This window comes from Pedococcus bigeumensis, assembly GCF_006438965.1.
Taxonomy (GTDB): Bacteria; Actinomycetota; Actinomycetes; order Actinomycetales; family Dermatophilaceae; genus Pedococcus; species Pedococcus bigeumensis_A.
In genome coordinates this window covers 408,629-434,675 of the sequence record NZ_RCZM01000002.1, presented here as the reverse complement: position 1 = coordinate 434,675, position 26,047 = coordinate 408,629, and the positions used below count along the sequence as shown (strand labels likewise).

The 26,047-nt window shown below is 69.6% G+C and carries 27 protein-coding genes and 1 riboswitch; of the genes, 13 read left to right on the top strand and 14 right to left on the bottom strand.

The window, feature by feature from the left end; genetic code table 11:
• Positions 1-191: 191 nt before the first annotated feature.
• The gene (locus EAH86_RS06985; RefSeq protein WP_161988585.1) at positions 192-839 is read right to left on the bottom strand and encodes a hemerythrin domain-containing protein; all 648 of its coding nucleotides are present in this window, start codon (positions 837-839) and stop codon (positions 192-194) included.
• 155 nt (positions 840-994) lie between these two features.
• Between EAH86_RS06985 and EAH86_RS06980 the strand changes: the two genes are divergently transcribed.
• The 6 genes from EAH86_RS06980 to EAH86_RS06955 are packed head-to-tail and all read left to right on the top strand — an operon-like array spanning position 995 to position 4,932.
• Complete coding sequence (locus tag EAH86_RS06980) at positions 995-1,564, top strand: 1-acyl-sn-glycerol-3-phosphate acyltransferase (protein ID WP_140738143.1); 570 nt, start codon at positions 995-997, stop codon at positions 1,562-1,564.
• A complete protein-coding gene (locus EAH86_RS06975; protein ID WP_140738140.1) occupies positions 1,561-2,298 on the top strand; it encodes a GAF and ANTAR domain-containing protein in 738 nt (245 codons plus the stop codon). Before EAH86_RS06980 ends, EAH86_RS06975 begins: the two co-directional genes overlap by 4 nt.
• Before the next feature lie 54 nt (positions 2,299-2,352).
• Positions 2,353-3,099, top strand: a complete 747-nt coding sequence (locus EAH86_RS06970; RefSeq protein ID WP_140738137.1) for a GAF and ANTAR domain-containing protein — start codon at positions 2,353-2,355, stop codon at positions 3,097-3,099.
• 47 nt (positions 3,100-3,146) lie between these two features.
• Positions 3,147-3,752: a TIGR03086 family metal-binding protein gene (locus EAH86_RS06965; protein WP_140738134.1), complete on the top strand. Its 606-nt coding sequence runs from the start codon at positions 3,147-3,149 to the stop codon at positions 3,750-3,752.
• Positions 3,753-3,763: 11 nt separating this feature from the next.
• Positions 3,764-4,159 (top strand): DUF2237 family protein, encoded by a 396-nt coding sequence (locus EAH86_RS06960; RefSeq protein WP_140738131.1) that lies wholly within the window; start codon positions 3,764-3,766, stop codon positions 4,157-4,159.
• A complete protein-coding gene (locus EAH86_RS06955) occupies positions 4,156-4,932 on the top strand; it encodes an isocitrate lyase/PEP mutase family protein (RefSeq protein ID WP_140738128.1) in 777 nt (258 codons plus the stop codon). Before EAH86_RS06960 ends, EAH86_RS06955 begins: the two co-directional genes overlap by 4 nt.
• Before the next feature lie 70 nt (positions 4,933-5,002).
• Here EAH86_RS06955 and EAH86_RS06950 read toward each other — a convergent pair whose 3' ends face one another.
• The 7 genes from EAH86_RS06950 to EAH86_RS06920 form a co-directional block, all read right to left on the bottom strand.
• Positions 5,003-5,686, bottom strand: coding sequence for a response regulator (locus tag EAH86_RS06950; RefSeq protein ID WP_140738125.1), 684 nt, complete (start codon positions 5,684-5,686; stop codon positions 5,003-5,005).
• Positions 5,687-5,817: 131 nt separating this feature from the next.
• A complete protein-coding gene (locus EAH86_RS06945; RefSeq protein WP_161988584.1) occupies positions 5,818-7,605 on the bottom strand; it encodes a GAF domain-containing sensor histidine kinase in 1,788 nt (595 codons plus the stop codon).
• Between the two features lie 30 nt (positions 7,606-7,635).
• The gene (locus tag EAH86_RS06940; RefSeq protein ID WP_140738119.1) at positions 7,636-8,073 is read right to left on the bottom strand and encodes a universal stress protein; all 438 of its coding nucleotides are present in this window, start codon (positions 8,071-8,073) and stop codon (positions 7,636-7,638) included.
• A 129-nt stretch (positions 8,074-8,202) separates the two neighbouring features.
• Entirely contained in the window at positions 8,203-8,775 is a 573-nt protein-coding gene (locus tag EAH86_RS06935; protein ID WP_140738116.1) for a DoxX family protein, read from the bottom strand.
• Positions 8,776-8,911: 136 nt separating this feature from the next.
• Positions 8,912-9,328: a DUF1801 domain-containing protein gene (locus EAH86_RS06930; protein ID WP_140738113.1), complete on the bottom strand. Its 417-nt coding sequence runs from the start codon at positions 9,326-9,328 to the stop codon at positions 8,912-8,914.
• A 9-nt stretch (positions 9,329-9,337) separates the two neighbouring features.
• A complete protein-coding gene (locus EAH86_RS06925; RefSeq protein WP_140738109.1) occupies positions 9,338-9,553 on the bottom strand; it encodes a hypothetical protein in 216 nt (71 codons plus the stop codon).
• Positions 9,554-9,624: 71 nt separating this feature from the next.
• Entirely contained in the window at positions 9,625-11,718 is a 2,094-nt protein-coding gene (locus EAH86_RS06920; protein WP_161988583.1) for an ATP-binding protein, read from the bottom strand.
• Between the two features lie 215 nt (positions 11,719-11,933).
• On the opposite strand from EAH86_RS06920, the gene EAH86_RS06915 reads away from it, so the two are divergent.
• The 3 genes from EAH86_RS06915 to EAH86_RS06905 are packed head-to-tail and all read left to right on the top strand — an operon-like array spanning position 11,934 to position 15,729.
• The gene (locus EAH86_RS06915; protein WP_140738103.1) at positions 11,934-12,473 is read left to right on the top strand and encodes a 2Fe-2S iron-sulfur cluster-binding protein; all 540 of its coding nucleotides are present in this window, start codon (positions 11,934-11,936) and stop codon (positions 12,471-12,473) included.
• On the top strand, positions 12,470-13,465 hold the full coding sequence (locus tag EAH86_RS06910; protein WP_140738100.1) for an FAD binding domain-containing protein: 996 nt from the start codon (positions 12,470-12,472) through the stop codon (positions 13,463-13,465). Before EAH86_RS06915 ends, EAH86_RS06910 begins: the two co-directional genes overlap by 4 nt.
• Positions 13,462-15,729, top strand: coding sequence for a xanthine dehydrogenase family protein molybdopterin-binding subunit (locus tag EAH86_RS06905; protein ID WP_140738097.1), 2,268 nt, complete (start codon positions 13,462-13,464; stop codon positions 15,727-15,729). Before EAH86_RS06910 ends, EAH86_RS06905 begins: the two co-directional genes overlap by 4 nt.
• A gap of 22 nt (positions 15,730-15,751) precedes the next feature.
• On the opposite strand, the gene EAH86_RS06900 is transcribed toward EAH86_RS06905, so the two are convergent.
• The 3 genes from EAH86_RS06900 to EAH86_RS06890 all read right to left on the bottom strand — a co-directional run bounded on the left by EAH86_RS06900 (position 15,752) and on the right by EAH86_RS06890 (position 18,466).
• Positions 15,752-16,159 (bottom strand): HNH endonuclease, encoded by a 408-nt coding sequence (locus EAH86_RS06900; RefSeq protein ID WP_140738094.1) that lies wholly within the window; start codon positions 16,157-16,159, stop codon positions 15,752-15,754.
• A 79-nt stretch (positions 16,160-16,238) separates the two neighbouring features.
• Positions 16,239-17,171, bottom strand: coding sequence for a universal stress protein (locus tag EAH86_RS06895; RefSeq protein WP_140738091.1), 933 nt, complete (start codon positions 17,169-17,171; stop codon positions 16,239-16,241).
• 131 nt (positions 17,172-17,302) lie between these two features.
• Entirely contained in the window at positions 17,303-18,466 is a 1,164-nt protein-coding gene (locus EAH86_RS06890) for a DUF4185 domain-containing protein (protein ID WP_140738088.1), read from the bottom strand.
• 67 nt (positions 18,467-18,533) lie between these two features.
• Positions 18,534-18,774, top strand: a riboswitch (cobalamin riboswitch).
• A gap of 136 nt (positions 18,775-18,910) precedes the next feature.
• On the opposite strand from EAH86_RS06890, the gene EAH86_RS06885 reads away from it, so the two are divergent.
• Positions 18,911-21,331: a ribonucleoside-diphosphate reductase subunit alpha gene (locus EAH86_RS06885; protein WP_140738085.1), complete on the top strand. Its 2,421-nt coding sequence runs from the start codon at positions 18,911-18,913 to the stop codon at positions 21,329-21,331.
• Positions 21,328-22,371, top strand: a complete 1,044-nt coding sequence (locus tag EAH86_RS06880) for a ribonucleotide-diphosphate reductase subunit beta (protein ID WP_194150748.1) — start codon at positions 21,328-21,330, stop codon at positions 22,369-22,371. The genes EAH86_RS06885 and EAH86_RS06880 overlap by 4 nt, the downstream gene beginning before the upstream one ends.
• A 52-nt stretch (positions 22,372-22,423) precedes the next feature.
• Here the strand turns inward: EAH86_RS06880 and EAH86_RS06875 are convergent, their stop codons facing one another.
• Both EAH86_RS06875 and EAH86_RS06870 read right to left on the bottom strand, forming a co-directional pair.
• Positions 22,424-23,410 carry a CorA family divalent cation transporter gene (locus tag EAH86_RS06875; protein ID WP_140738082.1) on the bottom strand — a complete coding sequence of 329 codons (987 nt, stop codon included), beginning with the start codon at positions 23,408-23,410 and terminating at the stop codon, positions 22,424-22,426.
• Positions 23,411-23,448: 38 nt separating this feature from the next.
• Positions 23,449-23,877: an OsmC family protein gene (locus EAH86_RS06870; protein ID WP_140738079.1), complete on the bottom strand. Its 429-nt coding sequence runs from the start codon at positions 23,875-23,877 to the stop codon at positions 23,449-23,451.
• Positions 23,878-24,021: 144 nt separating this feature from the next.
• Here EAH86_RS06870 and EAH86_RS06865 point away from each other — a divergent pair, with 144 nt between their 5' ends.
• Together EAH86_RS06865 and EAH86_RS06860 are read left to right on the top strand one after the other, a co-directional pair.
• The gene (locus EAH86_RS06865; RefSeq protein ID WP_140738076.1) at positions 24,022-24,465 is read left to right on the top strand and encodes a pyridoxamine 5'-phosphate oxidase family protein; all 444 of its coding nucleotides are present in this window, start codon (positions 24,022-24,024) and stop codon (positions 24,463-24,465) included.
• 127 nt (positions 24,466-24,592) lie between these two features.
• Entirely contained in the window at positions 24,593-25,183 is a 591-nt protein-coding gene (locus EAH86_RS06860; protein ID WP_140738073.1) for a hypothetical protein, read from the top strand.
• 55 nt (positions 25,184-25,238) lie between these two features.
• On the opposite strand, the gene EAH86_RS06855 is transcribed toward EAH86_RS06860, so the two are convergent.
• Entirely contained in the window at positions 25,239-26,006 is a 768-nt protein-coding gene (locus EAH86_RS06855; RefSeq protein ID WP_140738070.1) for an SDR family NAD(P)-dependent oxidoreductase, read from the bottom strand.
• Positions 26,007-26,047: the final 41 nt, after the last annotated feature.

The following is a 26,047-nucleotide window of genomic DNA, read 5'->3' as shown; positions in this document are numbered from 1 at the left end:
GAAGCACTCGTCCAGATACACGATGGGCGCTGCGACGAACATGGGAGTACCTCCTGTGGCGCTCGGTCAGAGTGTGCCGTCACGGGAATGGACTCGCCGAGTGGCCGCGACTCATCGGTGCCCTGAATGCCCTCGTGTCGTCGCACGCTGTCTCGGAAGCCGTCTGACCGACAGCGCGCCCGGACTTTCACCTAGCGCTGCGCGTCGTTCCCCGACCAGACCGGCGCGATGTCGCGGCGGTAGCCACGACCGAAGATCCCACCGATGACCGCGATCACCGGACCGGGCACCTCTGCCCTCACCGCGGCCTCCTCCTCACCCGACGCGCCGTCGAGCACCCAGGTGAAGAACCTGCCACCTCGAGCCAGGCCCGACTTCCCGAAGGCCCTGCCCATCGCCTTGATCTCAGGGGTGTCCCGCTTGGCCTGGTAGACGGGCTCGAGCTCGGACTCCTCGTGGTCGAGGTGCTGCACGGTGACCGCTCGGAGCTTCTGGAAGGCCGCCTGTGCGGACGAGGCCGGCCCTACGCCGGGATCGCGGAGAAGCGCGGCCATGGCGGTCCGGGTCTCGCTCAGTGCCGCTGCCATGGTCTCGTGCTCCGCGTCCATCGCAGCGAGCAGCTCAGGGCTGACCCCCACGGCCGCGAGCGCCGGCCAGGCGATCTCGTGCTCTCCCTCGTGGTGGTAGGTGAGCTGGTCGTCGAAGTTGGCCCACGCCGTGCCAAGGGCTGTCGCCCTCGCGCGGTCACCGGGCTGGAATGCCGCCAGTGCGGCGATGAACCGGTCGAGGTCCCGCCGGAATGCGCCGTGGATCACCTTGTTCATGCTCATCTGTCCCATGAAAGCGACTGTAGGGGCGGGGGTGTTCTGCGTGAACCACTCCACCGTGCGAGTAGCCTTTGAGCAGCGACCTCTCGTGCATCGGAGGACGTGCAATGCACGGTCCGCGTCGCTCCTGGTAGGCGACATGTTTCGCCCCACCCGAGAGGCACACCATGAGGAGTCGGCTCGCCAGTCTGGCGTTGCGGGCCAGTCGCTGGACCGCTGTCGGTCAGGTGCCCAGGACCGGCGTGCTTGTCGGGGCGCCGCACACCTCCAACTGGGACTTCGTCATGATGCTCCTCATCATGTGGCGCGGAGGGGTGACCCCGCGGGTCCTCATCAAGAAGGAGCTGTTCCGCGGGCCGCTCGGGTGGCTCCTGCACCGGCTCGGCGGACTGCCGCTCGATCGTGACAATCCCAGTGCCGTGGTGCGAGAGCTCGTGCGTGAGGCGCGCAGCGGTGAGCCGTTCCTGCTCATTCTCGCCGCGGAGGGCACCCGCACGAAGGGTGAGTACTGGAAGTCCGGCTTCTGGCGCATCGCGCGGTCAGCGAAGCTTCCCATTGCGCTTGCCTTCATCGACGGCCCTACTCGCACAGCGGGATTCGGTCCCACGATCTCGGCCACACCAGATGTCGTCGCGGACATGGACCAGGTGCGTGAGTTCTACCGCGACAAGCACGGCATACACCCAGAGCGGCGGACCGAGCCCCGCCTGCGCGAAGAGGAGCGGGCGTCGCGATGACCGCCTCGCAGGGACGGCTCGCCCATGCCAACCAGCTCATCGACGACGAGCCGACGGACCCGCACGGCGCGCCCGGAACCATCGGTCGTCTGGAACGGCTCTGCACGGCACTGACCCGCTCACTGCCCGCGACGGGTGTCGGAGTCAGCCTGCTGACCGAGGACCACCAGGGAGGCGGCACGGTCGCAGCGTCGAGCGCAGCCAGCAGGAGGCTCGAGGAGCTGCAGTTCTCCCTCGGCGAGGGTCCATGCATCGACGCCTACACCTCCCGGCGCCCCGTGCTGGAGCCGGACCTGACAACCCACGGCATGCGTCGCTGGCCCGGCTATGCCCGCGCCGCCTGTGACCATGGCGTGCAGGCCGTCTTCGCGTTCCCCCTGCAGGTCGGGGCTGCTCGGGTCGGGGCGCTGGATGTCTACCGCGTCGAGCCCGGGTCGCTCACCGCCGATGGCCTCACCCAGGCGGTCACCTTCGCCGAGGTGGCGATGGGACTGCTGGTGGACGGGCAGGACGGCGCTCCGGACGGCCGGACGATCACCGACCTCGACGACGCACTGGCCTATCGACTCGAGGTCTACCAGGCACAGGGCATGGTGATGGTCGACCTGGGTGTGACCATCGACGAGGCCATGGCCCGCTTCCGGGGTCATGCCTACGCCGAAGGCCGTCCCGTCAGCGATGTCGCCAGGGACATCGTCGCCGGTAGACTGAGACTGAAGCGGGATGCGCCATGAGCTACCAAGACATAGACCTTCCCGCGAGGGACACATCGGGGAAGGGCGCACACCATGATTGCCGCTGACCAGCTCGCCGAGGTCTTCGTCGAGGTGGCGGACACCCTGGTCGACGACTTCGACGTCATCGAGTTCCTCGAGACGTTGACCAAGCACACCGCCGATGTCAGCAGTACCGCCTCCGCTGGACTGCTACTGGCTGACGCACACGGCCAGCTGCAGTACATGGCCGCCTCAGCCGAGTCGGTCAAGCTGCTCGAGCTCTTCCAGCTGCAGTACCAGGAAGGGCCCTGCCTCGACTGTTTCCGGACGGGCACGGCTGTGATCAACACGGACCTCCACGAGGCGGCTGGACGGTGGCCGCTGTTCGCCCCCCGCGCGGTCGAGGCCGGATTCCAGTCCGTCCACGCGTTTCCACTGCGGCACCGCCAGAGGGTCATCGGGGCTCTGAACATGTTCAGCACCAACACCGGCCTGCTCGAGCCCGGCGACGTCCGCATCCTCCAGTCCCTGGCCGACATCGCCACCATCGGCCTGCTGCAGGAGCGGAGCATCCGTAGCGGCGAGGTCCTCACCGAGCAGCTCCAGGGCGCGCTCAACAGCCGGATCACCATCGAGCAGGCCAAGGGCGTCCTCGCCCGGACCCACGGGGTCGACGTCAACGCCGCCTTCGAGCTGATGCGCCACTATGCGCGCCGCCACCACTACCGGTTGACCGACATCGCGCAGGCGATCGTCACCGACCCCACCAGCCACCCAGACCTCACCACCCAGGGGACCCCGCAGGTTCCGTCTCCCTGACCTGTCGCCGAGGTGTGTGGTGATGGGTGCTGGGGCAGACTGCTGGGATGACGACCACCTCGCCAGTGCCGTTCGACTTCCAGCTCCCCACAGCCCAGCTCCTGCACCTGGCCTCGACCGTCGAGGACGAGCAGCTCGTCGACCCGACTCCGTGTGAGGGCAGGACCATCAGCCAGCTCCTCGCCCACGTGTCCGGCCTGCTGGGCGCCTTCCGCGCGGCGGCCGACAAGGACCTCGGCCCCTGGACCGACCGCAATCCCGACGACGGCGGGTGGCCCGAGGCAGAGGACGGATGGCGCGATGAGCTGGCCAGGCGCGGCCCAGCCCTGGTCGAGTCGTGGGCAGCGCCGGAGGCGTGGCAGGGCATGACGCGTGCTGGCGGGCAGGACCTGCCAGGGCGGGTCGCCGGCTTGGTCGCCCTTGACGAGGTGATGCTGCACGGCTGGGACCTCGCGCGGGCCACGGGTCAGGAGTACAGCTGTGACGACGCCTCGGCGCACGCCCTGCTCGAGTTCGTGTCAGGTTTCGATGCCGCCGGGACGCCGGGCCTGTTCGGACCGGCCGTCGAGATCGCCGGTGATGCGCCGCCGTTCGACCGGGTGCTGGCTCGATCCGGTCGCGAGCCGTGGTGGCAGCCACGGACCAGCGACTAGGGGCTGGGACCATGGCGGAACGCAACGTCCTCGGGGGCGACCTCGAGGTGTGCGGTACAGAGCCGATGACGGGGTTCTTCCGGGACGGCTGCTGCAGCACCGGGCCGCAGGACCTCGGCAGCCACACCATCTGCGCGGTGGTGACGGCCGAGTTCCTCGAGCACCAGCGGGGCATCGGCAACGACCTGTCGACGCCGATGCCGGAGTACCGCTTTCCGGGGCTCGTCCCGGGAGACCGCTGGTGCGTGACGGCCCTCAACTGGGCCCGCGCACATCGCGACGGGGCAGCCGCCCACGTGGTGCTGGCGGCGACCAACGAGGCCGTGCTGCGGGTCGTGCCGCTGCGTGCCCTGCGGGAGCACGCCGTCGATGTCCCACCCGACCTCAGCTCGATGGAGAAGTCATGACCACCACTGTCAACAAGGCCCACGAGCTGCTCCGCCTCCACCAGGACCCGGAGCTGCTCCTCGTCGTCAACGTCTGGGACGTCATCACGGCCAAGGTCGTGGCGGACACCCCGGGGACGAAGGCACTGGCCACGGCCAGCCACTCGATCGCCGCGGCATACGGCTACCCCGACGGTGAGCAGATCCCGCGGGACCTGATGATCGAGGCCGTCGGCCGGATCGCCGCGGCGGTGGACCTGCCGGTGAGTGCCGACCTCGAAGCCGGCTACGGCAACGCGGGGGAGACGATCAGCAGGGCCATCGACGTCGGCATCGTCGGCGCAAACCTCGAGGACCAGCTCAAGCCGTTGCCGGACGCGGTGCGAGCCGTCGAGGCGGCCATCGCGGCAGGGGAGAAGGCCGGCGTGCCGTTCGTCCTCAACGCCCGTACCGACGCGTTCCTCAAGGCCGGTGACAAGGACCCGGCCGCCGTCCTGGCTGACGCGATCGAGCGGGGCAGCGCCTATCTCGGCGCTGGAGCCGCGACCTTCTTCTGCCCCGGCATGCTGGACGAGCCCACCGTGACCGCACTCGTCGAGGCACTCGGTCCGCAGAAGGTGAACCTGATCGGCATACCCGGGTCATTGAGCCTCGCGGACGCCCAGCGGCTGGGTGTCGCCCGGGTCTCCTACGGCCCGTGGAGCCAGAACGTCGCCCTCACCGCCTTGGCCTCGCTCGCCGAGGACGTGTATGCCGGTGGCGCACTGCCCGAGGGCACCCGCAAGCTGAACTGACCGGCGCCGGAGCACGGCGATCCCGCCGCTCAGCCCGTCCTGACCGGTCAGCCCCTTGGGGGCACGTGCCTCACGACGAGGGTGCGGGCCGCGCCGGCTTGGCCGTCACCGAGTGGGTGACGGCGAACACCGCTGCCTGGGTCCGGCTCTCCATGCCGAGCTTGCCCAGCACGGCGGTCACATAGTTCTTGACCGTCTTCTCGGCCAGCGACAGGGCCACGCCGATCTCGCGGTTCGTCAGTCCCTGGGCGACATGGTCGAGGACACGCTGCTCCTGCGGTGAGAGCCGCTGCAGCCGAGGGTCGGCCTGGGTCTCCCGCGCCCAGCTGCGCCGAGCCCGCTCGACGTCGGCCGGTCCGATCAGCTGCTGGCCGGCAGCCACGGCCTTGATCGCCTCGATCAGTCCGTTGCCCTTGATGTCCTTGAGCAGGTAGCCGGCCGCTCCCGCGAGGATGGCGCTGGACAGGGCCCGCTCGTCGTCGAACGAGGTGAGGATGAGCGCCCTGGTGGCCGGCTGCTGGGAGCGGATTTCGCGGCATACGTCGATCCCCGACCCATCGGGGAGGCGGGCGTCGAAGATGGCCACGTCGGGACGGGCCGCTGGGATCCGGGCCATCGCCTCGGCTGCGGTCCCGGCCTCACCCACGACCTCGAACTCGGCCACCGTCTCGAGGAGCTCGCGCAGACCTCGCCGGACGATCTCGTGGTCGTCGACGAGGAAGACGCGGACCGTTGCCGCGGGGCCGTGCTCCATACGAATCGTTCTCCTGCTCGCGTGCGATGGTGGGCGATGGGGTCGTCCTGGGTCTGACGATGCCGCACCTGGCGACGGACGACCAGTGCCGATGGTCCCTGTCGCGTCGGATCGGCCGAAGCGACGGTGCGTCAGCCGGACGGCTCCGCCGGGATCTCCGCGGCCCAGGTCAACACCGTGCCGTGAGGGGAGTTCGGCTCCACGCGGAACGACCCGCCGTGCTTGTCGGCGCGGGCCCGCAGGTTCGACAGGCCGCTGCGCGGGGCTGACGGGTCGAGGCCGATGCCGTTGTCCGACACCGTGATGGTCAACGTCGGCCGACCGCCCACGGACACGACCACCGAGACGTCGACGCTGGTGCCCTGGGCGTGCCGCGCGACGTTGGAGACGGCCTCCCGGATCACGGCGACGAGGTCCGCCTCGAGCTCGACGGTGAGCGAGGTGAGTGGCCCGTCGATGGTCAGCTCCGGGGCGAAGCCCAAGCCGTCCTCGGCAGCCCGCAAGAGGTCCTCGACCTCCGTGCGCAGGACGGTGGGGGCTTTCTCGCGGTGCAGCTCGAAGATCGTGTGCCTGATGTCCTTGATGGCCTCGTCGAGGGCTTCCACCGCGTCGTCGAGGCGCGCGCGCACCGGGGCGGCGAGGGCGACGCGAGAGGTGGCCTGCAGCGACAGGCCCGTGGCGAACAGACGCTGGATGACGTGGTCGTGCATGTCGCGGGCGATGCGGTCCCGGTCCTCGAGGAGCGCGACCTGGGACCGCGCGTGCTGGTTGCGTGCCGCCACGAGGGCCAGGGCCAGCTGGTGGGTCAGGGGCACGAGGAGCTCCAACAGGTCGCTCACGATCGGCTCCGCGTCCGGCGTCCAGGCGACGGCGAGGACCCCGACCTCGTCGGTCCCGATGGCGATGGGCAACAAGGCCGTCGGACCGTGCGGGTCCGTCGTGTCCAGCTGACGAACGGCACCGGCCAAGGAGGCGTCGGCCTGCTCGCCTTCCCGGGTCACCACCAGGACGGGACTCCGACCGGCAACCAGGTGCCGCCACCTGACGTCGTCGAGGACGAGGCCTTCGGTTGCCCGGGACGTGGTGGCGCCCGCGGTGTCGTGCTCGTCAGGTGTTGTCTCCGTGTCCGAGGCGGTTCCCTCCGTGTCCGTGGCGCAGACGACCAGCTCGGCGTTGTCGTCGTAGAGGGCCACGACCGCCAGCTCGGCACGGGACAGGGTGCGGGCCTGATGGGCGAGGTAGGCCATCGCGGTGGCTTCGTCGCGCCCCTCGAGGAGCATCTGGCTGACTTCACCGGTGGTCGCCATCCACTGACGCTGGCGGCGGGTGCGCTCGAACAGCCGGGCGTTGTCGATGGCGATGCCCGCAGCCGCAGCCAGGGCGACCAGGATGGCCTCGTCCTCGGCGGTGAAGCCCGTGGCACCGATCTTCTCGGTGAGGTAGAGGTTGCCGAAGACCTGGTCGCGGATCAGGACCGGGGTGCCCATGAAGCTGCCCATCGGCGGGTGGTTCGGCGGGAACCCGTAGGAGTCCGCGTGGTCTGCGAGGTTGCCCAGCCGCAGTGGACGGGGGTCGCGGATCAGCAGTCCCAGCACGCCGTGGCCGCGGGGCAGGTCCCCGATCGCCTCGTGCTCCTCCGGGGTCAGGCCGCGGGTCACGAACTCCACGAGGTGCTCGCCGTCGGGGCCGAGCACCCCCAGGGCGCCGTACTTCGCGTCGACCAGCTCACAGGCCGAGCGCACGATCCGCGTCAGCACCTCTGCCAGGTCGAGTCCCGCGTTGACGGCCATGACGGCATCCAGGAGGGCGCTGAGACGCTGCTGGGCTTGGGTCGAGGCCTGGGCGCGCCCGCGGAGCTCATCCAGCAGGTCGTCCAGGTCGAGTGCGGCGGTGCTGGGCCAGCTCTGTTCTCGAGCCACTGACCGTGGCGGGCCTTCCACAGCTCGATCCTATGGGGTGGTGACGACCAGGACCTCGCACGAGCAGTGCTCCTGGCAGTACTCCGCGACGGCGACCTGGGACTTCGCGTGCGACTCCGGGGCGTTGTGACCCACCACGAGGAGCGCCGCGTGACGTGTCTCCTCGACCAAGGTGGTGCCTGGTGTTCCCACGACTGACTCGAACGTGCAGGGCACCCGCGGCTGCGCGTGGAGGGCCTTGATGGCGATGCTGAACAGGGCCGCCTCTACCCCTGCGTGGTCCTCGTCGCTCAGGCCGGCGGGGAGCACCTGGAGGAAGCGGACGCGACTACCCCTGCGAACCGCTTCCCGGACTGCGGCCAGTGCCACGAGGGGCGCCAACCCGTCATGGACCAGTCCCGCGACCACGTCAGGGACGTGCACCTTGTGCAGGATGCGGGACCGCGCGTGGTCGGGATAGAGGGGCATGGGCCAATGATGCGGCTCGCTGCCCCTCTGCTCCCAGTGCCGAACGTCCCGACCTCGGCGGCAGGTGCGGGGGCACACGAACGCGCACCTCCTGGAGCAGGGGCTCAGGAGGTGCGCGGGGAGCTGGGTTCAGCGCAGGAAGGCGTAGCGGCGCACGATCGAGAGCCGCTCCCACCGCTGGCCGAAGCCGAGGTACTTGCCGGCGCCGAGCAGCATGAGCGCCACGAGGGTCATGGCGTAGATGAGGTGGTCATCCATGAAGAGGTTGCTCTCGGGGGGCAGCACCGCGGTCCACATCAGGACGAGCAGCAGGGCACCGGCGAAGGCTGCGAACCGCATGGCGACGCCGGCGATGAGGGCGACGCCGATGCCGAGCAGGCCGAGCATGAACAAGGAGTCAGCCCACGCCGCGCCAGCGATGCCGTGGTAGAAGTCGGCGAACGGGCCGGCCGCTGCATTCTTGAGAAAGCCCATGGTCGGGTGTCCGCCGTTGATCCAGGCACCCTTGCTGGGGGTCCCGTGACCCAGTCCGAAGACCTTGTCCAGGAAGGCCCAGAGGAAGACCCAGCCGAGGCTGAGGCGGATGGCGCCCAGGACGTAGGGGAGGGCTCTCGAGGCGCCAGTCGCGCCAGAGGTGGCCACCTGCGGTTGACTCGTGGTGCCGCTCTCCTGATCGGTGTGCGATCGGACGATGGTGCTCATGGTGACTCTCCCAGCTGGGTCGCTCGCCGCTGACTGCGGTGCGCTGACAACGCCACTCTGCAGCCGCCCCGTCACCTCGTATCAGGGTCCAAGGTCCCGACATCGAGGACGCACAGTGCCCAGCGTCGCGACGGTCTCAGCGCTCCTTGAGCTTGCGCCACCCGCCGGCCCGGTTGTTGGCGATGATCTGGCGCAGGAACTCCAGCAGCGCGGGCTCGTTGACGGGATCGCCCTCCCAGAACGCGATGGTGCGCGCGGTGGCGTTGTCGTGGCCGGCGGTCACCAGGCCGTGCGGGTCGTCGACGACGGCACCGTCGTACACGAACAGGTTGACGTGGTCCTTCGTGGCCAGCAGCGCACAGATGTTGCCGTTGAGCACGAAGTACGGCTGGACCCGCCGCTTGATGGTCTCCCGCACCTCGGGGTCGGCCGCGTGCACGACGTCGCGCAGCCGTTGGCACAGCTCGCGTTGCCACTGTGGGAGCGCGTCGATGTAGGTGTCCACCAACGGCTCGACCTCGTAGCTCTTTCCGCCGGACTTCACGCGGGACATGGCCGCCTCCTAGGGCCAGACTGACAGGACTGAGCAGATCGCGAGCAGCTTGAGCAGCCAGTCGCCCAGGTGGATCGCTGCCAGGGCCGCTGGCGGCCGTGCCGCCCCCTCGGCGTATGCCGGGTGCAACCGGGGCAGCGAACGTCCCCACGCGGCATACCAGACTGCACTGATCACGAAGGCCCCGATGACGGCCACCACCACGGCGAGAAACGATGTGTTCATACCGGATCAGACCGTCGCCGAGCCGCTGACTCATCGCCCACCTGACCGCCCGGGACGGAGCTGGCTTCCGCTCAGCCGGTTCCCGACCTCGGTGCGGCGACTGTGGCCAGTGGCAGGAGGACGGTGAAGGTCGATCCCTCGCCCAGGGTGGACTCCACGTCGATGGTGCCGTCGTGCCCCTCGACGATCGCCTGGACGATGGACAGGCCCAGTCCCGTGCCCTGGACGGCGCGGTCGGTGGCATCGGAGGACCGGAAGAAGCGGCGGAACACCTGGTGTTGGTCCTCCTCGGAGATCCCGTAGCCGCTGTCGCTCACCACCAGTCGAGCCATTCCTGCTCCGTTGCCGTCCTCGGTCCTGCCGAGGGCCAGCGTCACGACGCCCCCGTCGGGGGTGAACTTCACCGCGTTGGACAACAGGTTCGTGACGACGCGCTCGAGGGCGGTGGCGTCACCGTCCAACGGGACGGGTTCACCCGACACCTCACGACGCAGGTGGAGCTCGCGCTTCTGGACGAGGGCGCCCGTGGACTCCCAGGCGTGGTCGACGATCTCCGCGAGGTCGCACGGGCGGCGCGCCAGGTGGAGCTGCCCGGACTCGATGCGTGAGTTGAGCAACAGGTCCTCGATCAGGGCGAGCAGGCGCCGCCCGTTGCGATCGATGCGCGACACGAGGTCGAGCTGCTTCTGCGAGAGCTCGCCGGCAGCGCCGTCCTCCAGCATCTCGGTGTAGCCGAGGACGCTGGCCAAGGGTGTCCGCAGCTCATGGCTGACGGAGGACAGGAAGTCGGTCTTGGCCCGGTCGAGCGCGGTGAGCTCCTCGACCGCCCGACGTTCGCGGTCGAGGGCTGCCTGCACGGCGTCGGCGGCAACGCGCCGCTCCGTGACGTCCTCGGCGACCCCGATGTAACCAGTGACCGCACCTGCCTCGTCGACGATCGCGCTGGTCGTCAGGTCGACCACCATGTGGCGTCCGTCCCGGGTGACCCAGGTCCAGTCCCGGGTCTCGGTACGCTCCGCGTCCTCGAGCACGTGGACGAGGACTGCGGGGCCGGGATCCAGGCCCAGCTCCTCGGCCCGGCAAGCCACCTCGGCGGGATCGTGCAGCTCGACCCAGTTCATCGAGCCCACCACGTCCTCGGGCGGGAAGCCCAGGAGGTTCGTCGCCCCCCGGTTGAACAAGGTGATCGTGCCGGAGGAGTCGGTGCCGATGATCGCCGTCGCGGGGGCCGAGTTCAGCACTGTCTGGGTGAAGGCGGCCTCTCTGAACAGCTCCGCGAGGGCGTCCCGACGCTGCGTGGACGCGACTGCGAGCGCGAGGCCGGTGACCGCAGCTGTGACCAGGAAGGCCTGGGTCAGTGCCCCGACGGTCTCTGGCTCGACGGCCCCTGATCGCCCCGCGGCGGCGAAGGGTCCGCCACCGTCGCTGGTGAGGACCACGACCAGCACACCCAGGCCGGACAGCTGTACCGCGAGCGTGCGCAGGCTCTGCCGGGTCGCGCCCCACACGAGCAGGGGCAGGGGCAGGAACGCGAGCGGCAGCCCGTTGGTGGACCAGAACACCCAGACGGCGACAGCCAGGAGTCCCAGCCACTGGAACAGGTCCTCCAGGCGGCGGCGTTCGGACCTGCGTGTGGAGACGGCCACACCCAGCGGCGCGATGGTGAGGACAGCGGCGGCGTGGGAGGCCGCCACGGTGTATGCCGTGGGCACGAAGGTCCCGTGGAGGGTGAACGCCACCGTGAGACCGGCGAGCACCCCGAAGACGACGGCTCCCGCGAGGGTGGCGACCAGCAGCCTTCCGAGGTCCTCCAGCGACGCAAGGCGCGGGCGACGCCCTCCGCGGGTCATCAGCCACCAGACGACCAGGGCCTCGGTGGCGTTGGCCACGCCGAAGCACGCGGCCGTGAACGGCGGCCTGCCGCCGTACAGGTTCGCTGCGCCGCTGAACACCACCACGCCGGCGACCACGATCAGGGCGCGCCGCCGGTCGGGGCCGGTCGCGAGCAGGAACGCCACTCCGAGGCCTGCCGCCGGCCACCAGACAGCCACCGACGACCCGGGCGGAGCGAAGCGCACGGCGGTTGCCCCGAGCACGAAGACGCCGATGAGCACCAGGGTGGCGGCGACCGACCACCGGTGGAGGAAGCCGAAAGTGGTGGTCACCTGGCCTCGCTGGGCTCGGACGCGGCGAGCCGGCGAGGCGGCATCGGCTCGTGGCGCCGGTCGTCCGGCCGTGAGGACATGGCTCATTCTTGCGCAGCAGAGCCGTCCAGGTGGGGGACCTCTGCCGGTGAACGTCCGTCAATCCTCCGGACGGCCACGCGACCGGCAGGCGGGTCCTCGCTGGACTAGTCTCCGGAAAAGGAAGGGAGACGCCCGTGCCCGTGCAGCCCCGCACCACTCCAGAGCTCCGCTTCAGCCTCAACGGAGCACCGACCGCGGTCGAGGTGGACGCTGGGGTCAGCCTGCTGGATCTCCTGCGTGAGCACCTCGACCTGTCGGGGACCAAGAAGGGGTGCAACCAGGGCGCCTGCGGTGTCTGCACCGTCCTGGTCGACGGGCGGCGCGTGCTGGCCTGCCTCACCCTGGCGGTCCAGGTGGAAGGCCGGGACGTCACCACCATCGAGGGGGTGGGCACGCCCGACGAGCCGCACGACCTGCAGCGGGCGTTCATCGGCGCCGACGGCTTCCAGTGCGGCTACTGCACGTCCGGTCAGATCTGCTCGGCCCTGGGCATGCTCCGCGAGCTTGACGAGGGGGTGCCCAGCGCGGTCTCGGAGAGCATGGGGGCGGCACCCGGCCGCTCCAACGTCGAGGTGCGCGAGCGCATGAGCGGGAACCTGTGCCGGTGCGGCGCCTACAACGGCATCGCGGACGCGATCGAGTCGTACGCCGACACCACGGGAAGTCACCGATGAAGCCGATCTCGTATGCCGTGCCGGCCAGCATCGACGAGGCCCTCGCTGCGATCGTGGACCTGCCGGGTGCGAAGTTCCTCGGTGGCGGGACGAACCTGGTGGACCTGATGCGTGAGGGGATCGAGACGCCGGAGGTCCTGGTCGACGTCACCCGCCTCCCGCTGGCCGAGATCACCGAGACACCGGCGGGTGGCCTGCGGATCGGCGCCGCTGTCCGGAACACCGACCTGGCAGCCAACCTGGCTGTGCGCCAACGCTATCCGGTGCTCGCGCAGGCGGTCCTGATGGGCGCCTCTGGCCAGATCCGCAACATGGCGACGGTCGGCGGAAACCTCCTGCAGCGCACCCGGTGTCTCTATTTCTACGACGCCGCCGCGGCCTGCAACAAGCGTGACCTGGGGTCGGGCTGCGGTGCCGTCGCGGGTCACAACCGGATGGGCGCCATCCTCGGAGCCAGCGAGCACTGCGTCGCGGTCCATCCTTCCGACCTGGCCGTCGCCCTGGTCATGCTGGACGCCGAGGTCGAGGTGGCCAGCCGAACAGGCACGCGGAGGATCCCCATCCAGGACTTCCACCGGCTCCCGGGGGAGTCGCCACACCTTGACACCACCCTTGCCGCGGACGAGCTCGTCACGGCGGTCACCCTCCCCGCCGAACCGTTGGCCGCCAGCTCTCGCTACCGCAAGGTGCGCGACCGCGCCTCCTACGCCTTTGCGCTGGTCTCCGTGGCAGCCGCCCTGGAGGTCACCAACGGCACCGTCTCGCAGGCGCGCGTGGCGCTCGGGGGAGTGGCCCACAAGCCCTGGCGGGCAACGACTCTCGAGCAGTACCTGGCGGGACGGCCGGCCACCGACGAAGAGTTCGCTGCCGCTGCTCGTGCCGAGCTGGCCCAGGCGGTCGGTACACCGAGCACCGAGTTCAAGATCGAGCTGGCAGTCCGCACGATCACGGCCACGCTCAGGCGACTGCGCGACGAAGGAGGCGCGGCATGACGCTGGCACCCGAACGGACCGCGCGGCCATCTGCTCCGCCAGAGGCTGACGCGGGCCCGGGCCGGACCGGCCCCGCCATCGGCAGAGCGGTCGACCGGGTTGACGGGCTTGCGAAGACGACTGGCACCGCACGGTTCTCGGCGGAGTACCCCATCCCGGGGCTGACCCACGCCGTCCTCGTCCACGCCCCGATCGCCCGCGGCCGGATCAGGTCCATCGACGTCGCCCAGGCTGAGGCGCACCCCGGCGTGGTGCTCGTGCTCACCCACCTCAATGCGCCGCGTCTCACGCCACCGCCGACCCGGATGAACCCGATGGACCTGTCGACGATGGCGGCAGGGAGCTCGATCGCGTTCCTCAACACCGACGAGGTCCACGTCGACGGCCAGCCGGTGGCCGCGGTCGTGGCCGAGACCCTCGAGTCGGCCCAGTACGCCGCCTCCCTCGTCCGGGTCGACTACGAAACCATCACGCCCACAGCCGATTTCGAGGCAGAGCTGCCCACCGCCAAGGCGGTGAGGTCGATGCCGGTGCTACCCCCGACGGGAGGTAAGCGCGGTGATGCCCGCGCGGCATACACGAAGGCGCCGGTGCAGGTGGATCTCAGCTTCACCACCCCGCAGCACAACCACAACGCCCTCGAACCACATGCCACGACCGCCGTCTGGGACGGCAAGAAGCTGACGGTCTACGAGGGCTGCCAGAACATCGACTGGACCCAGAAGTTCCTTGCGAAACGGTTCGACGTGCCGGCCAGTGACGTGCACGTCGTCTCGAAGTACGTCGGTGGGGGGTTCGGCGGCAAGTCAAAGGTGTGGGCCGCCACGCTGATCACCTGCATGGCTGCCCAGGTGGCGCAGCGGCCGGTGCGGCTCGCGCTGACCCGCGAGGGCGTCTACCGGACGGTGGGTGGCCGCACCCCGACCAGGCAGCGGGTGGCGATCGGCGCCTCCCGCACAGGGCAGATGGAGGCCCTGATCCACCAGGCCACGTCACGCAAGGGCAGGGTCGGGGGCGAGGCGGACCAGATCATCTCCTGCAGCCTCGACCTCTACGACGCCGCGACGATCCTGGCCGAACAGAAGATCGTCGAGCTCGACCTGATGACCAACACCGCGATGCGGGCACCCGGCGAAGCACAGGGCAGCTTCGCCGTGGAGTCGGCCGTGGACGAGCTCGCCATCGAGCTGGGTCTCGACCCGGTCGAGCTGCGACTGCTCAACCAGCCGGTCGACAAGAGCCCCGTCCACGGCACGCGGTACTCCCACCGCAGGCTGGCCCAGGCACTCGAACAGGGGCGCGACCTCTTCGGCTGGGCCGACCGTCCCGCGCCCGGCACCCGAGACGGCAAGGACCTCGTGGGCTGGGGCGTGGCGGCAGCGATCCACCCGGCGTGGGAGTTCGTCGCCAACGTCCAGCTCACCGTCGACGCCACGGGGAGTGCCACCCTGGCGTGCGCCTTCCACGAGATGGGCATGGGGACGGCCACGGTCGTGGGCCAGATGGTCGCCGACTGCCTGGGCGTGCCGCTGGAGCGGGTCAGCGCGCTCTACGGCGACTCCGACCTGCCCATGGGCCCGGGCGCGGGTGGCTCCGGCCAGACCGCGAGCCTGGCCGCCTCGATCGAGAAGGCCTGCCAGGCGATGCGGAAGCGGCTGGACGCGCTGGCGTCCAAGTCAGGTATGCCGGACGGCTCAGACCCAGCCGAGGTCCTGACCCGCGCGGGGGAGCAGTCGCTCACGGTCGAGGTAGGTGCCGACACCGGCCCGAAGGCCATGTGGGGGCAGGTGCGGTTCCTGTCCAAGATGGTGATGGACAGCAGGCGGTGGATGAAGGCAGCAACCGGTGCCCACTACTGCGAGGTCCGGGTCGACGCCGACACCGGAGAGCTGCGAATTCGTCGGTGGCTCAGCGTCTTTGACGTGGGTCGGGTGGTCAATCCGAAGACGACGCACAGCCAGCTGCGCGGCGGCATCGTGATGGGCCTGGGGATGGCGATGGGGGAGGAGACCCTGATCGACACCCGCACCGCCCGGATCATGAACCCGAGCCTTGCCGAGTACCACGTGCCCGTGCACGCGGACGTGCCCCACCTGGACGTGCACACGCTCGACGACCCCGACCCCCAGATGCCGCTTGGCATCCTCGGTGCGGGGGAGGTGGGCATCGTCGGAGTCGGTGCCGCTGTCGCCAACGCGATCAGGCACGCCACCGGAAGACGGGTCACCGACCTGCCGCTGACCCTCGACCGCATCGTCGGCTGACCGGTTCGCCAACCACGCGTGGTCAGGGTCGGGGGAGAACAGCGACGGCCTCGGTCGGGGCCGGCTCGAGGTCGGCTTCCGAAGCGAATCTCGCCGCGAGCGCTGTCTTGATCTCGACGTGCCGCTCGAGGAAGGCACGCTCGTCCAGCCGTTTGCGCCGCAGCCAGCCGGTGACCTCGTCGTTGCACTTGCTGGCGTTGCACGCTGGGCAGGCGGGCGCGATGTTGTCGAGTGTGTAGCGCCCGCCGCGAGAAAGGGCCAGCACGCAGTCCCGTTGCAGCGGCTTGTCGGTCGCGCCGCAGTAAGCGCACCCGCCCCACGCCTTCTTCAGCGCCGACCACTGCTCGTCGCTGAGGTCGTGCTCGACACGGTCCATCCGTCGCTTGCGGCGGCGGGCGGCGACGGCCCGGCGACTTCGGTTGACCGCCATTCCCGCAGCGTAGGTGACCGTGCCCCCCGCAGGACGCTGCTGCACGAAGGCCCGAGCAGCGTGTCGGGGGCGTCCGCCTTCAGGCGTGGACTGCGCGGCCCCCGGAGGCCCGAGTCTGGTTGACACCCGACGGATGGACCACAGCCACGGGACAGTGCGCCGCGCGAAGCAGCGGCTGCGACACCGACCCCTTGAACCACCCGGAGACCGTGCCGCGACCATGAGTCCCGACCACCAGCAGGCACGCGTTCTCGCTCAGTCGACGCAGCTCCTCGACAGCGTCCGCCTGGGTGACGTGCCGACGTACGTCGACGTCGGGGTAACGCTCACCGAACCCGGCAACCGCCTCGGCCACGACCGAGCGCTCCTGTTCGCCGAGCTCTTCCCAGTCGACACCCCAGGCCACGGACACCTCGTCCCCGTCGAGCTGCCAGGTGTGCACGATCGTCAGCCCCAGTCCGCGGGAGGAAGCCTGGGCGTAGGCGAAGGCGAGGGCCGCCTGCGAGGTCTCGGAACCGTCCACGCCGACGACTACCCGGGCATCGGTGAGCGAGCGGGAGGCGGCCTCGCGGACCACGATGACGGGTGTGTGGGAGTGGGCGCAGACATGGGTCGACACGGAGCCGAAGAGCAGGCCTTTCAGCGCGCCTCGACCGTGGGCGCCAACGACGACCAGCTCGGCCTCGCGGGAGGCGTCGACCAAGGTGGCACCGGCCGGTCCGAGGGTGGTGAGGGTACGGACCTCGAGACCAGGGTGTGACTGGCGCAACCGGTCTGCGCAATGGGAGACGGTCTGGACGGCGAGGTCCTTCAGGGTCTCGTCAAGGTCGGTGACGACGGTGCCGCCCGGAACGCCGGCGCGCACAGCCGGATAGGCAGCCGGCTCGTAGGCGTGCAGGACCGTCAACGGTCGACCGACTCGGGCCGCCTCCGTGGCAGCCCAGTCGAGGGCCTGGTCACTGGTTCCAGACAGGTCGATTCCGACGACGATGGCGCGGGCTGTGCTGTCCATTGGGTACTCCCGTGGTGAGGACTGGTTCAGCTCGACCTTCCACCGGCAGCATCCATCAGCACAGGGCCATTGGTCCCAGACAAGGCCCGGCAGTCCAGCTCTGCCTGCCCGGTCGGCTGGTCAGGAGGTCCTCAGGGGCGGTCGATCTCGGCGAACACGGGGCGCCCCAACGTCGGATCACGAAGCAGGCGGCCGAAGTCGGTGGTGTTGCGCGAGATCGAGATCAGCAGCCGTCCGTCCGCCAGCTCGATACCGGGGTGGGCGAGCGGCGCGTACTTGAGCTGTCCCGATGGGTCCTGGAACTCGGCCTTGGTCCCGCGCTGCGCCGTCCACGGACCGACGGGCGAGTCGGACGACCACGCGTAGACGGTGTTGCCGAGGTCGCCGTCGCGCTTGGAGACGATGACGAAGTGGCCGTCGACCGCGTCGACCGACAAGGTCTGGGACACCCCGCCCTGGGCGGCCAGGATCGCGGCGGCTCGCTCCGGTTCCGACACCCAGGCCGTGCCGTCCCAGAACTGCCACGTGGAGCGGTCGCGTGCGTCCGCCACGGGCGCCCGGGCGGCATACAAGGCACGTCCGAACGAGCCGGGACTCGGCAGGCGGGTGCCGTAGACGTAGAGCCGGTCACCGCTCACCGTCATCGCCGACCCCCAGTTGACCTGGTCGGACGCGGTGGTGTCCGGCGTGATGTCGAGCTGGTGCCGCAGCTGCGGAGCGCCGCCGGCCGGCATCTCGAAGACCGTTGCGCTGCTGCCGAGGTAGGTGAAGTCGAAGCTGCCGGCTGTTCCCCGCCGGATGCGCGCCGAGATGACGACCAGGAAGTTGCCCTCGGGCCGCGTCAGGGAGGCGACCGACATCGGCCAGTGGACGACGCCGTCGGCGCGGTCGGGGATCACCGGACCCTGGGTGGAAGCCTCGACCTGGGAGGTGCACAGGCCACTGGTGACGAGCATCGAGTTCGCGACGATCCGTGGCGTGATGCCGTCCCGCCGAACGGTGTCGCCGAAGACCCAGACGATCCGGTCGTCGGGCAGGCGGGCGCTGGCGCCGATGTCACCGGCCTGCCACAGGGGCAGGTCGAGCCCCGCCACGATGCGGTTGAGCTGGGCGACCGTGACGACCGGCGGCTTGCCCGTGGACGTCACCTGGGGGCACGCCGGGGTGAGCCTCGGGTAGGCCGCGGTGTCACCCGAGCGGGTCGCGTCACCTGCGGGGGAGGCGGCCTCCGAGCATCCCACCAGGGTCAGGGAGACTAGGGCTGCGCCTGCGACGAACGAGGCGATGCGGCGCATGGAGGCAATCCTAGGGACGCGACACGCGGACCCAACATGTGGTGCCGGACTTTGCACCCACCACCCGCATATGGTGTCTCTTGCTGGTCCGAAGGCCGCGCAATCGGTCTTCGGGGCAAGAGGGAACCCGGTGCGATTCCGGGACTGCCCCGCAGCGGTAAGCGGAAACGACCGCCGTCATCAAGCACTGCTCGCACGCGCGGGTGGGAAGCGACGGCCAGTAGGAACCGAGTCGGCGCCCGACCAGAACCGGGGGCCGGAGCGACACGTCCGCGAGTCCGAAGACCTGCCAGCGACCGTGCACACCGTGTGCGGTGAGTCGTGGCCTCGCGGGTGGGTCACACGGCATACGCAGCACCAGGCGCACCGTCTCGGCGGTGGCATGGCTGCGTCGTCGTCTCCTCCTCGCGCCCACGGCACCGAATCGCTCGCGAGGAGAGAGCAATGACCGACACCAGCATCGACGTCGTCGAGCCCCAGGACGCCGTGGGCCCACCAGCAGCGCGCCGCACCTCCATGGCCGTGCGCAAGCGCAACGGGGACGCCGAACCCGTCGACGTCATGAAGATCGTCCGCGCCGTCGAGCGGTGGTGCGACGATCTCGCCGAGGTCGACCCGATGGCGATCGCCACCCGCACCATCAGCGGCCTGTACGACGGAGCCACCACCGCCGAGCTCGACCGCCTGTCCATCCAGACCGCCGCCGACATGACCTCGGCCGAGCCGGAGTACTCCCGGCTCGCGGCGCGCCTGCTCTCGAACTACATCGACAAGGAGGTGCGCGGGCAGCAGATCGCCTCGTTCAGCCAGGCCGTCCGGCTCGGACACCTCGAAGGACTGATCGGCGACGAGACGGCCGCGTTCGTGGAGGCGAACGCCCGCAAGCTCGACCACGCCGTCGACCTCGCGAACGACCGCAGGTTCGAGTACTTCGGCCTACGGACCGTGTATGACCGCTACCTGTTGCGCCACCCCGACACCCGGCAGGTCATCGAGTCGCCGCAGTACTTCCTGCTCCGGGTCGCCTGCGGCCTCTCGCACACGCCGCAGGAGGCGATCGCGTTCTACCAGCTGATGGCCTCACTGGCCTACCTGCCCAGCTCACCGACACTGTTCAACTCGGGCACCCGACACACGCAGATGTCGTCGTGCTACCTCGTCGACTCTCCCCAGGACGACCTGGAGTCGATCTACGACCGCTACAGCCAGGTCGCCAAGCTCTCGAAGTTCGCTGGTGGCATTGGGATCTCGTGGTCGCGGGTGCGGTCCCGTGGTGCGCTCATCCGCGGCACCAACGGCCACTCGAACGGCATCGTCCCGTGGCTGCGCACCCTCGACAGCTCGGTCTCGGCCGTCAACCAGGGGGGCCGTCGCAAGGGCGCCGCCTGTGTCTACCTCGAGCCGTGGCACCCCGACATCGAGGAGTTCCTCGAGCTGCGCGACAACACGGGGGAGGACGCCCGTCGCGCCCACAACCTCAACCTCGCCAACTGGATCCCGGACGAGTTCATGCGGCGCGTCGAGGCGGATGAGCAGTGGAGCCTGATCGACCCGAACGAGGTGCCCGAGCTCCCCGACCTGTGGGGGCCGGCCTTCGAGGCCGTGTATGCCGCGGCGGAGCGGGACGGGCGGTACGTGCGCCAGGTCAGCGCCCGTGAGCTCTACGGCAAGATGATGCGCACGCTGGCCCAGACCGGCAACGGCTGGATGACGTTCAAGGACGCCAGCAACCGGACCTGCAACCAGACCAACGACGAGCAGGCGCCCGGCGCCCCGGTCGTCCACCTGTCCAACCTGTGCACCGAGATCATCGAGGTCTCGAGCAACGACGAGACGGCCGTGTGCAACCTGGGCTCGGTCAACCTCGCGCAGCACCTGACCCCGGGTCGCGACGCGATGGACTGGGACAAGGTGCGGGCGACCGTGCGGACGGCGGTCACCTACCTGGACCGCGTCATCGACATCAACTACTACCCGAGCGCGGAGTCGGCGGCCAGCAACCCGAAGTGGCGTCCGGTCGGCCTCGGCGTGATGGGCCTGCAGGACGTGATGTTCGCGTTGCGCCTGCCGTTCGACTCGGTGGAGGCCCAGGAGCTGTCGACCCGGATCGCCGAGGAGGTCTACCTCTCCGCGCTCGAGCGCTCGACCCAGCTCGCCGCCGACCACGGTGCGCACCCGGCATACGAGCAGACGCGCGCAGCGCGAGGAGACCTCCAGCCCGACCTCTGGGGCGTCACCCCGACCCAGACCGAGCGGTGGGATGCGGTGCGGAAGGCGATCAAGGAGAACGGGCTCCGCAACTCGCTGCTCATCGCGATCGCGCCGACCGCGACGATCGCCTCGATTGCCGGCGCCTACGAGTGCATCGAGCCGCAGGTCTCCAACCTGTTCAAGCGCGAGACCCTCTCGGGGGAGTTCCTCCAGGTCAACACCGCGCTCGTGCGCGAGCTCAAGGCGCGTGGCCTGTGGACCCCGGAGGTGCGCGAGGCGATCAAGCGCAGCGACGGCTCGGTGCAAGGGATCACGTCGATCCCTGATGACGTCCGGCTGCTGTTCCGCACGGCGTGGGAGCTGCCGCAGAAGGCGCTCATCGACATCGCCGCTGCTCGTCAGCCCTTCATCGACCAGAGCCAGTCGCTCAACCTCTTCCTCGCCTCGCCGACGATCGGGAAGCTCAGCTCGATGTACCTCTATGCGTGGAAGGCCGGGCTCAAGACGACCTACTACCTGCGGTCCCGCCCGGCGACCCGGATCCAGCAGGCCACCACCGCGGTGACTGCACCGACGACACCCATCATCGTGACCGACGAGGCAGCCATCGCCTGCTCCCTCGAGAACCCCGAGACCTGCGAGGCCTGCGAATGACCACCACTGCGACCACCACCACCACAGCCCCCGCGGACACCAAGATGCTCCTCGACCCGGGCATGAACCTGACGCTGCGGCCGATGCGCTACCCGCACTTCTACGAGCGCTACCGCGACGCCATCAAGAACACCTGGACCGTCGAGGAGGTCGACCTGCACACCGACCTCAAGGACCTGCAGCGGCTGACCGACGCCGAGCGGCACCTCGTGGGCCGGCTGGTCGCCTTCTTCGCCACCGGCGACACGATCGTGGCCAACAACCTGGTGCTCAACCTCTACCAGCACATCAACTCCCCTGAGGGGCGGCTGTACCTGAGTCGTCAGCTGTTCGAGGAGGCCGTGCACGTGCAGTTCTACCTCACCCTGCTCGACACCTACGTCCCCGACGAGCAGCAGCGCCACGAGGCCTTCGCGGCAGTCGACAACATCCCGTCGATCAAGACCAAGGCCGACTTCTGCTTCAGGTGGATCGACTCGGTCTTCGACCTCGACAAGCTCGAGACCAGGGAGCATCGGAGGGCGTTCCTGCTCAACGTCATCTGTTTCGCGGCGTGCATCGAGGGCCTCTTCTTCTACGGTGCCTTCGCCTACGTCTACTTCCTGCGGTCGCGCGGTCTGCTCAACGGGCTCGCGAGCGGCACCAACTGGGTGTTCCGTGACGAGTCGATGCACATGGCCTTCGCCTTCGAGGTCGTCGAGACCGTGCGCCGCGAGGAGCCCGACCTGTTCGACGACGACCTGGCTGCCCAGGTGCGCGCCATGATGCGCGACGCCGTGGACGCCGAGGCCCAGTTCGCCGAGGACCTGCTCGGAGGAGGGGTGGCCGGCTTGTCCACCACCGACATGCGCACCTACCTAGAGTCGGTTGCGGACCGTCGACTCGAGCAGCTTGGGCTCGAACCGGAGTACGGCTCGAAGAACCCACTGGCGTTCATGGAGCTGCAGGACGTCCAGGAGCTGTCGAACTTCTTCGAGCGTCGCGTCTCCGCCTACCAGGTCGGCGTGACCGGCTCGGTGGCCTTCAACGAGGAGTTCTAGGGACGAGAAGTTCTAGGGGCGGCCGGTTCCAGGGTGCGCCGCCGGGGCTGGCTCACCACCAGCCCTGGCGGCGGGCCCAGCGCAGCAGCCACAGGCTGATCGAGGCCATCACGACGAGCACGACGGTCAGCTGCACCCAGTGGGTCTGGGTGTTCACGATGACGTTCATGCCGTAGATCGACGCGATTGCGGTGACGGGCAGGGTGATGGCGGCGATGACGGCCAGCCGCTCCATGGCCACCGTCATCTTCGTGGTGACCCGGGTCTGGTAGAGCTCGATCACGCCGAAAAGAAAATGGCTCTCGCCGTCGGCCAGGCTGCGGACCCGGTCGAACTGCTCGGACAGGTCGCGCGCATGCCGTTGCGACTCCTCGCTGGCGAACCGCTCCAATGACGCGAGGCGGCCGTAGATCTCGTGCGCCTGACCGGCCTGGGTGCGGGAGATGAGTAGCTCGTGGCGCAGCAGGAAGAGCTCTTCGAGCAGCTCCTCGGGCTGGTGGAAGTCCGAGCCCATCACCCGCATCTCCAGAGCCGGGAGCCGGCTGGCCACGGACTTCACCGCGGCGCTCTGCCGGCGGGCGACCGCCGATCCGATGGCGTAGGAGAGCTCGCTGGGGCTGCGCGGGTGGAACCGTCCTGCCTCGATCCGTTCGCGGACGGTCCGGGTCTCCTCGGTGGCATCCACCAAGGACACGGCGGGGTTGCGCGGGCCGTGCACCGTCACGAGGTAGCGGGTGCCGACGAGCTGGTCGAGCTCGAGCATGTGGACGTGCCCACCCTCACCGGCCAGCGGGGTGTGCACGATCACGAAGGTGTGGTCCTCGTAGCCGTGCACGGAGGGGACGAAGTTCCTTTCCCGACAGGCCTTCACGACCATCGGGTGTGCATGGAACCGGTCCCGAAGGACCGCCTCGGCGGCCTCGTCGAACTCGGGGATGTCCACCCACACGAAGCCGCTGTCCCGCTGCAGCAGGGCGTCGAGCTGCGCGACGTCGTGCTCCTCGAGCCCGGCGTCGGACACCCACCAGGTGCCCATCATCGCTGTGGTCCGACCGTGTGCTGGTCGAGCGTCCGGCCTCAGCCGGTGAAGCTCGTCTCCAGCGTGATCGGGACCGCGGCCAGCGCCTGGCTCACGGGGCAACCCGCCTTGGCAGCCTGCGCCGCCTCCTCGAACTGCTCGGCGGTGATGCCGGGGACGTTGCCGACGACCGACAGGACGATGCCGGTGATGCCGGTGCCGGGCTGGAAGGTGACGTTCGCGGTGGTGTCGATGGTCGTGGGCGGCGTGCCGGCCTGGGCCAGCCCGTGCGAGAGGGCCATCGAGAAGCAGGTCGAGTGCGCGGCGGCGATGAGCTCCTCGGGGCTCGTCTTGCCGTTCGCGGCCTCAGCGCGGGACGGCCACGACACGGGGTACGTCCCTATCCCGGACGACTGGAGCTCGACCTGTCCGGATCCCTCCATGAGGGAACCCTCCCAGTGGGCAGCGGCGGTGCGGGTGGTGGCCATGTCTTCTCCTTCGCAGGGGGTGTAACGGGCTACTCGCCAATCTAGAGCCAACACGCGGCATCGCAATCGGCGGGACCGGGACGGGCGCGGATGTCGGGACCTTGGACCCTGAACGCGGGGTCGACGAGGGGCGATGGTGGCCTCATGGACACCCACGCGAAAGACCAGGCAACGACCCAGGAACTGAGCGCCGCACAGTGCTGGACCATGCTCCGCTCGACGGCAGTCGCGCGGGTGGCCGTGGTCCACGACCGCCGACCGGACGTCTTCCCGGTCAACTTCGCCGTCGACCACGGCACCCTGGTGTTCCGGACCGGCTCCGGCACCCTGTTCAGGTCCGCGGACGGCGCCTTCGTCGCTGTCGAGGTGGACGGCTACGACACGGCTGATGCGACCGCATGGAGCGTCGTGGTGCGTGGGGTGGCCCACGAGGTCTACGAGCTCGACGACGCCATCGCGGCGCTGCGGCTGCCCCTCTTCCCGTGGCACGAGGGACCCAAGCCCCGTGTCATGAGGGTGCACCCCGACTCGGTCTCCGGACGGCGGTTCGCCGTGCACGGTGGCCACCGTGTGGCGCCCTCGACCTGAGCGGTGCACAACTGCTCCCGAAGTCGGGACCTTCGGCCCTGATCGCACGGCCTCAGCCACGCGAAACTGATTGTGTCAGAACGACTTACGAACGGGTGCTTGTCACCCGAAGGAGGCATCACCCGCTATGCGACGACGCACACTCGACGCCCTGCTCACCACCGGTGGTCTTATCGTCGCCACCGTCCTGTTGGTCGCAGGCGGACTCATGACCTGGGCCAGCAGCTTCGTGGCCGACAACGTCCACACCCAGCTGGTCGCCCAGCGGATCTACTTCCCGAAGGCGGGGTCCGAGCAGCTGAACGACCCCCTGGTCAAGCCCTACCTCGAGCAGTACGCAGGCCAGCAGCTGACCACCGGCGCGCAGGCCAAGGCCTGGGCGGACCACTACATCAAGGTTCACCTGGACGAGTCGACCGGGGGCAAGACGTACTCGGAGCTCAGTGCGGCAGCCCGGGCGAACCCGAACGACGCCAAGGCCCAGGGCCTGGTCGAGCTCGCCTTCAAGGGTGAGACCCTCCGCGGCCTCCTGCTGAACGCCTACGCCTTCGGCACCATGGGCACGATCGCGATGTATGCCGCCTGGGCCGCCTTCGCCGGAGCCGCCGCGATGCTCGGGCTCGCACTGCTCGGCTTCCTGCACCTCCGCCGGGTGCCGGCCGAGGAAGAGGTCATCGTGGGCCAGCGCCGCGCCGTCCCCAGTCCGGCCATCGCCTGACCACCCGCAGTAACCCTGACGCAGTCCCCGCCGGCCCCTGCCGGCGGGGACTGCGTCAGAACGCGGTGTAGCCGCCGTCCGCCACCAGCACGGATCCGGTGACGAACGAGGACGCGTCGCTGGCCAGGAAGACGACCGCCGGTGCGAGCTCCTCGACGGCGCCGTAGCGCTGCATGGGGGCGTCCTCGATCCAGTGCTGGCGGAACTGCGGGTCGTCGACGGGGGACATGTCCGTCTTGATGTAGCCGGGTGCCAGCGCGTTGACGCGGACGCCGTGCGGGGCCCACTCGGCGGCCAGGCTCCTGGTCAGGTGGTGCACCGCCGCTTTGGAGGCGTTGTAGGCCGGCTGCCACTGCGGCCGGTTGACGATGAACCCCGACATCGACCCGATGTTGACGATCGAGCCCGAACCTTGCGACACGAACTGCCGGCCGAAGGTCTGCGAGCAGGTCCAGACCGCGTCCAGGTTGACGTCCATGACGGCACGCCAGTCCTCTGGGGTCACGTCGAGTGCGGGGGCGTGCACGCAGGCGCCGGCGTTGTTGATGAGCACGTCGACCCGCCCGTGCAGCGACAGGGTGGCCTCGAGCACCTGCTCCACGTCCGCTGCGACCGTGACGTCGGCTCTGACGAAGTCGGCCCGGATGTCGTTGCTCCGCAACGAGTCCAGGACGCCGTCGGCCGCCTCGGAGTCCCGTCCGACCAGCACCACAGCAGCTCCGGCGTCACCCAGGGCTCGGGCGAACCCGGCGCCGAGCCCGCGGGTCCCGCCGGTGACGACGGCGACCCGGTCAACCAGGGAGAATCGGTCCAGTGCGTTCATGGGGCCCAATCTAGGCGCGGAAATCCCGCGGCACACCGGTA

What these genes read in the sequence shown, in the direction of transcription:
- EAH86_RS06985 (WP_161988585.1), bottom strand. Translation starts at nt 839, where the DNA reads ATGGGACAGATGAGCATGAACAAGGTGATCCACGGCGCATTCCGGCGG.
- EAH86_RS06980 (WP_140738143.1), top strand. Translation starts at nt 995, where the DNA reads ATGAGGAGTCGGCTCGCCAGTCTGGCGTTGCGGGCCAGTCGCTGGACC.
- EAH86_RS06975 (WP_140738140.1), top strand. Translation starts at nt 1,561, where the DNA reads ATGACCGCCTCGCAGGGACGGCTCGCCCATGCCAACCAGCTCATCGAC.
- EAH86_RS06970 (WP_140738137.1), top strand. Translation starts at nt 2,353, where the DNA reads ATGATTGCCGCTGACCAGCTCGCCGAGGTCTTCGTCGAGGTGGCGGAC.
- EAH86_RS06965 (WP_140738134.1), top strand. Translation starts at nt 3,147, where the DNA reads ATGACGACCACCTCGCCAGTGCCGTTCGACTTCCAGCTCCCCACAGCC.
- EAH86_RS06960 (WP_140738131.1), top strand. Translation starts at nt 3,764, where the DNA reads ATGGCGGAACGCAACGTCCTCGGGGGCGACCTCGAGGTGTGCGGTACA.
- EAH86_RS06955 (WP_140738128.1), top strand. Translation starts at nt 4,156, where the DNA reads ATGACCACCACTGTCAACAAGGCCCACGAGCTGCTCCGCCTCCACCAG.
- EAH86_RS06950 (WP_140738125.1), bottom strand. Translation starts at nt 5,686, where the DNA reads ATGGAGCACGGCCCCGCGGCAACGGTCCGCGTCTTCCTCGTCGACGAC.
- EAH86_RS06940 (WP_140738119.1), bottom strand. Translation starts at nt 8,073, where the DNA reads ATGCCCCTCTATCCCGACCACGCGCGGTCCCGCATCCTGCACAAGGTG.
- EAH86_RS06935 (WP_140738116.1), bottom strand. Translation starts at nt 8,775, where the DNA reads ATGAGCACCATCGTCCGATCGCACACCGATCAGGAGAGCGGCACCACG.
- EAH86_RS06930 (WP_140738113.1), bottom strand. Translation starts at nt 9,328, where the DNA reads ATGTCCCGCGTGAAGTCCGGCGGAAAGAGCTACGAGGTCGAGCCGTTG.
- EAH86_RS06925 (WP_140738109.1), bottom strand. Translation starts at nt 9,553, where the DNA reads ATGAACACATCGTTTCTCGCCGTGGTGGTGGCCGTCATCGGGGCCTTC.
- EAH86_RS06910 (WP_140738100.1), top strand. Translation starts at nt 12,470, where the DNA reads ATGAAGCCGATCTCGTATGCCGTGCCGGCCAGCATCGACGAGGCCCTC.
- EAH86_RS06905 (WP_140738097.1), top strand. Translation starts at nt 13,462, where the DNA reads ATGACGCTGGCACCCGAACGGACCGCGCGGCCATCTGCTCCGCCAGAG.
- EAH86_RS06900 (WP_140738094.1), bottom strand. Translation starts at nt 16,159, where the DNA reads ATGGCGGTCAACCGAAGTCGCCGGGCCGTCGCCGCCCGCCGCCGCAAG.
- EAH86_RS06895 (WP_140738091.1), bottom strand. Translation starts at nt 17,171, where the DNA reads ATGGACAGCACAGCCCGCGCCATCGTCGTCGGAATCGACCTGTCTGGA.
- EAH86_RS06890 (WP_140738088.1), bottom strand. Translation starts at nt 18,466, where the DNA reads ATGCGCCGCATCGCCTCGTTCGTCGCAGGCGCAGCCCTAGTCTCCCTG.
- EAH86_RS06885 (WP_140738085.1), top strand. Translation starts at nt 18,911, where the DNA reads ATGACCGACACCAGCATCGACGTCGTCGAGCCCCAGGACGCCGTGGGC.
- EAH86_RS06880 (WP_194150748.1), top strand. Translation starts at nt 21,328, where the DNA reads ATGACCACCACTGCGACCACCACCACCACAGCCCCCGCGGACACCAAG.
- EAH86_RS06875 (WP_140738082.1), bottom strand. Translation starts at nt 23,410, where the DNA reads ATGATGGGCACCTGGTGGGTGTCCGACGCCGGGCTCGAGGAGCACGAC.
- EAH86_RS06870 (WP_140738079.1), bottom strand. Translation starts at nt 23,877, where the DNA reads ATGGCCACCACCCGCACCGCCGCTGCCCACTGGGAGGGTTCCCTCATG.
- EAH86_RS06865 (WP_140738076.1), top strand. Translation starts at nt 24,022, where the DNA reads ATGGACACCCACGCGAAAGACCAGGCAACGACCCAGGAACTGAGCGCC.
- EAH86_RS06860 (WP_140738073.1), top strand. Translation starts at nt 24,593, where the DNA reads ATGCGACGACGCACACTCGACGCCCTGCTCACCACCGGTGGTCTTATC.
- EAH86_RS06855 (WP_140738070.1), bottom strand. Translation starts at nt 26,006, where the DNA reads ATGAACGCACTGGACCGATTCTCCCTGGTTGACCGGGTCGCCGTCGTC.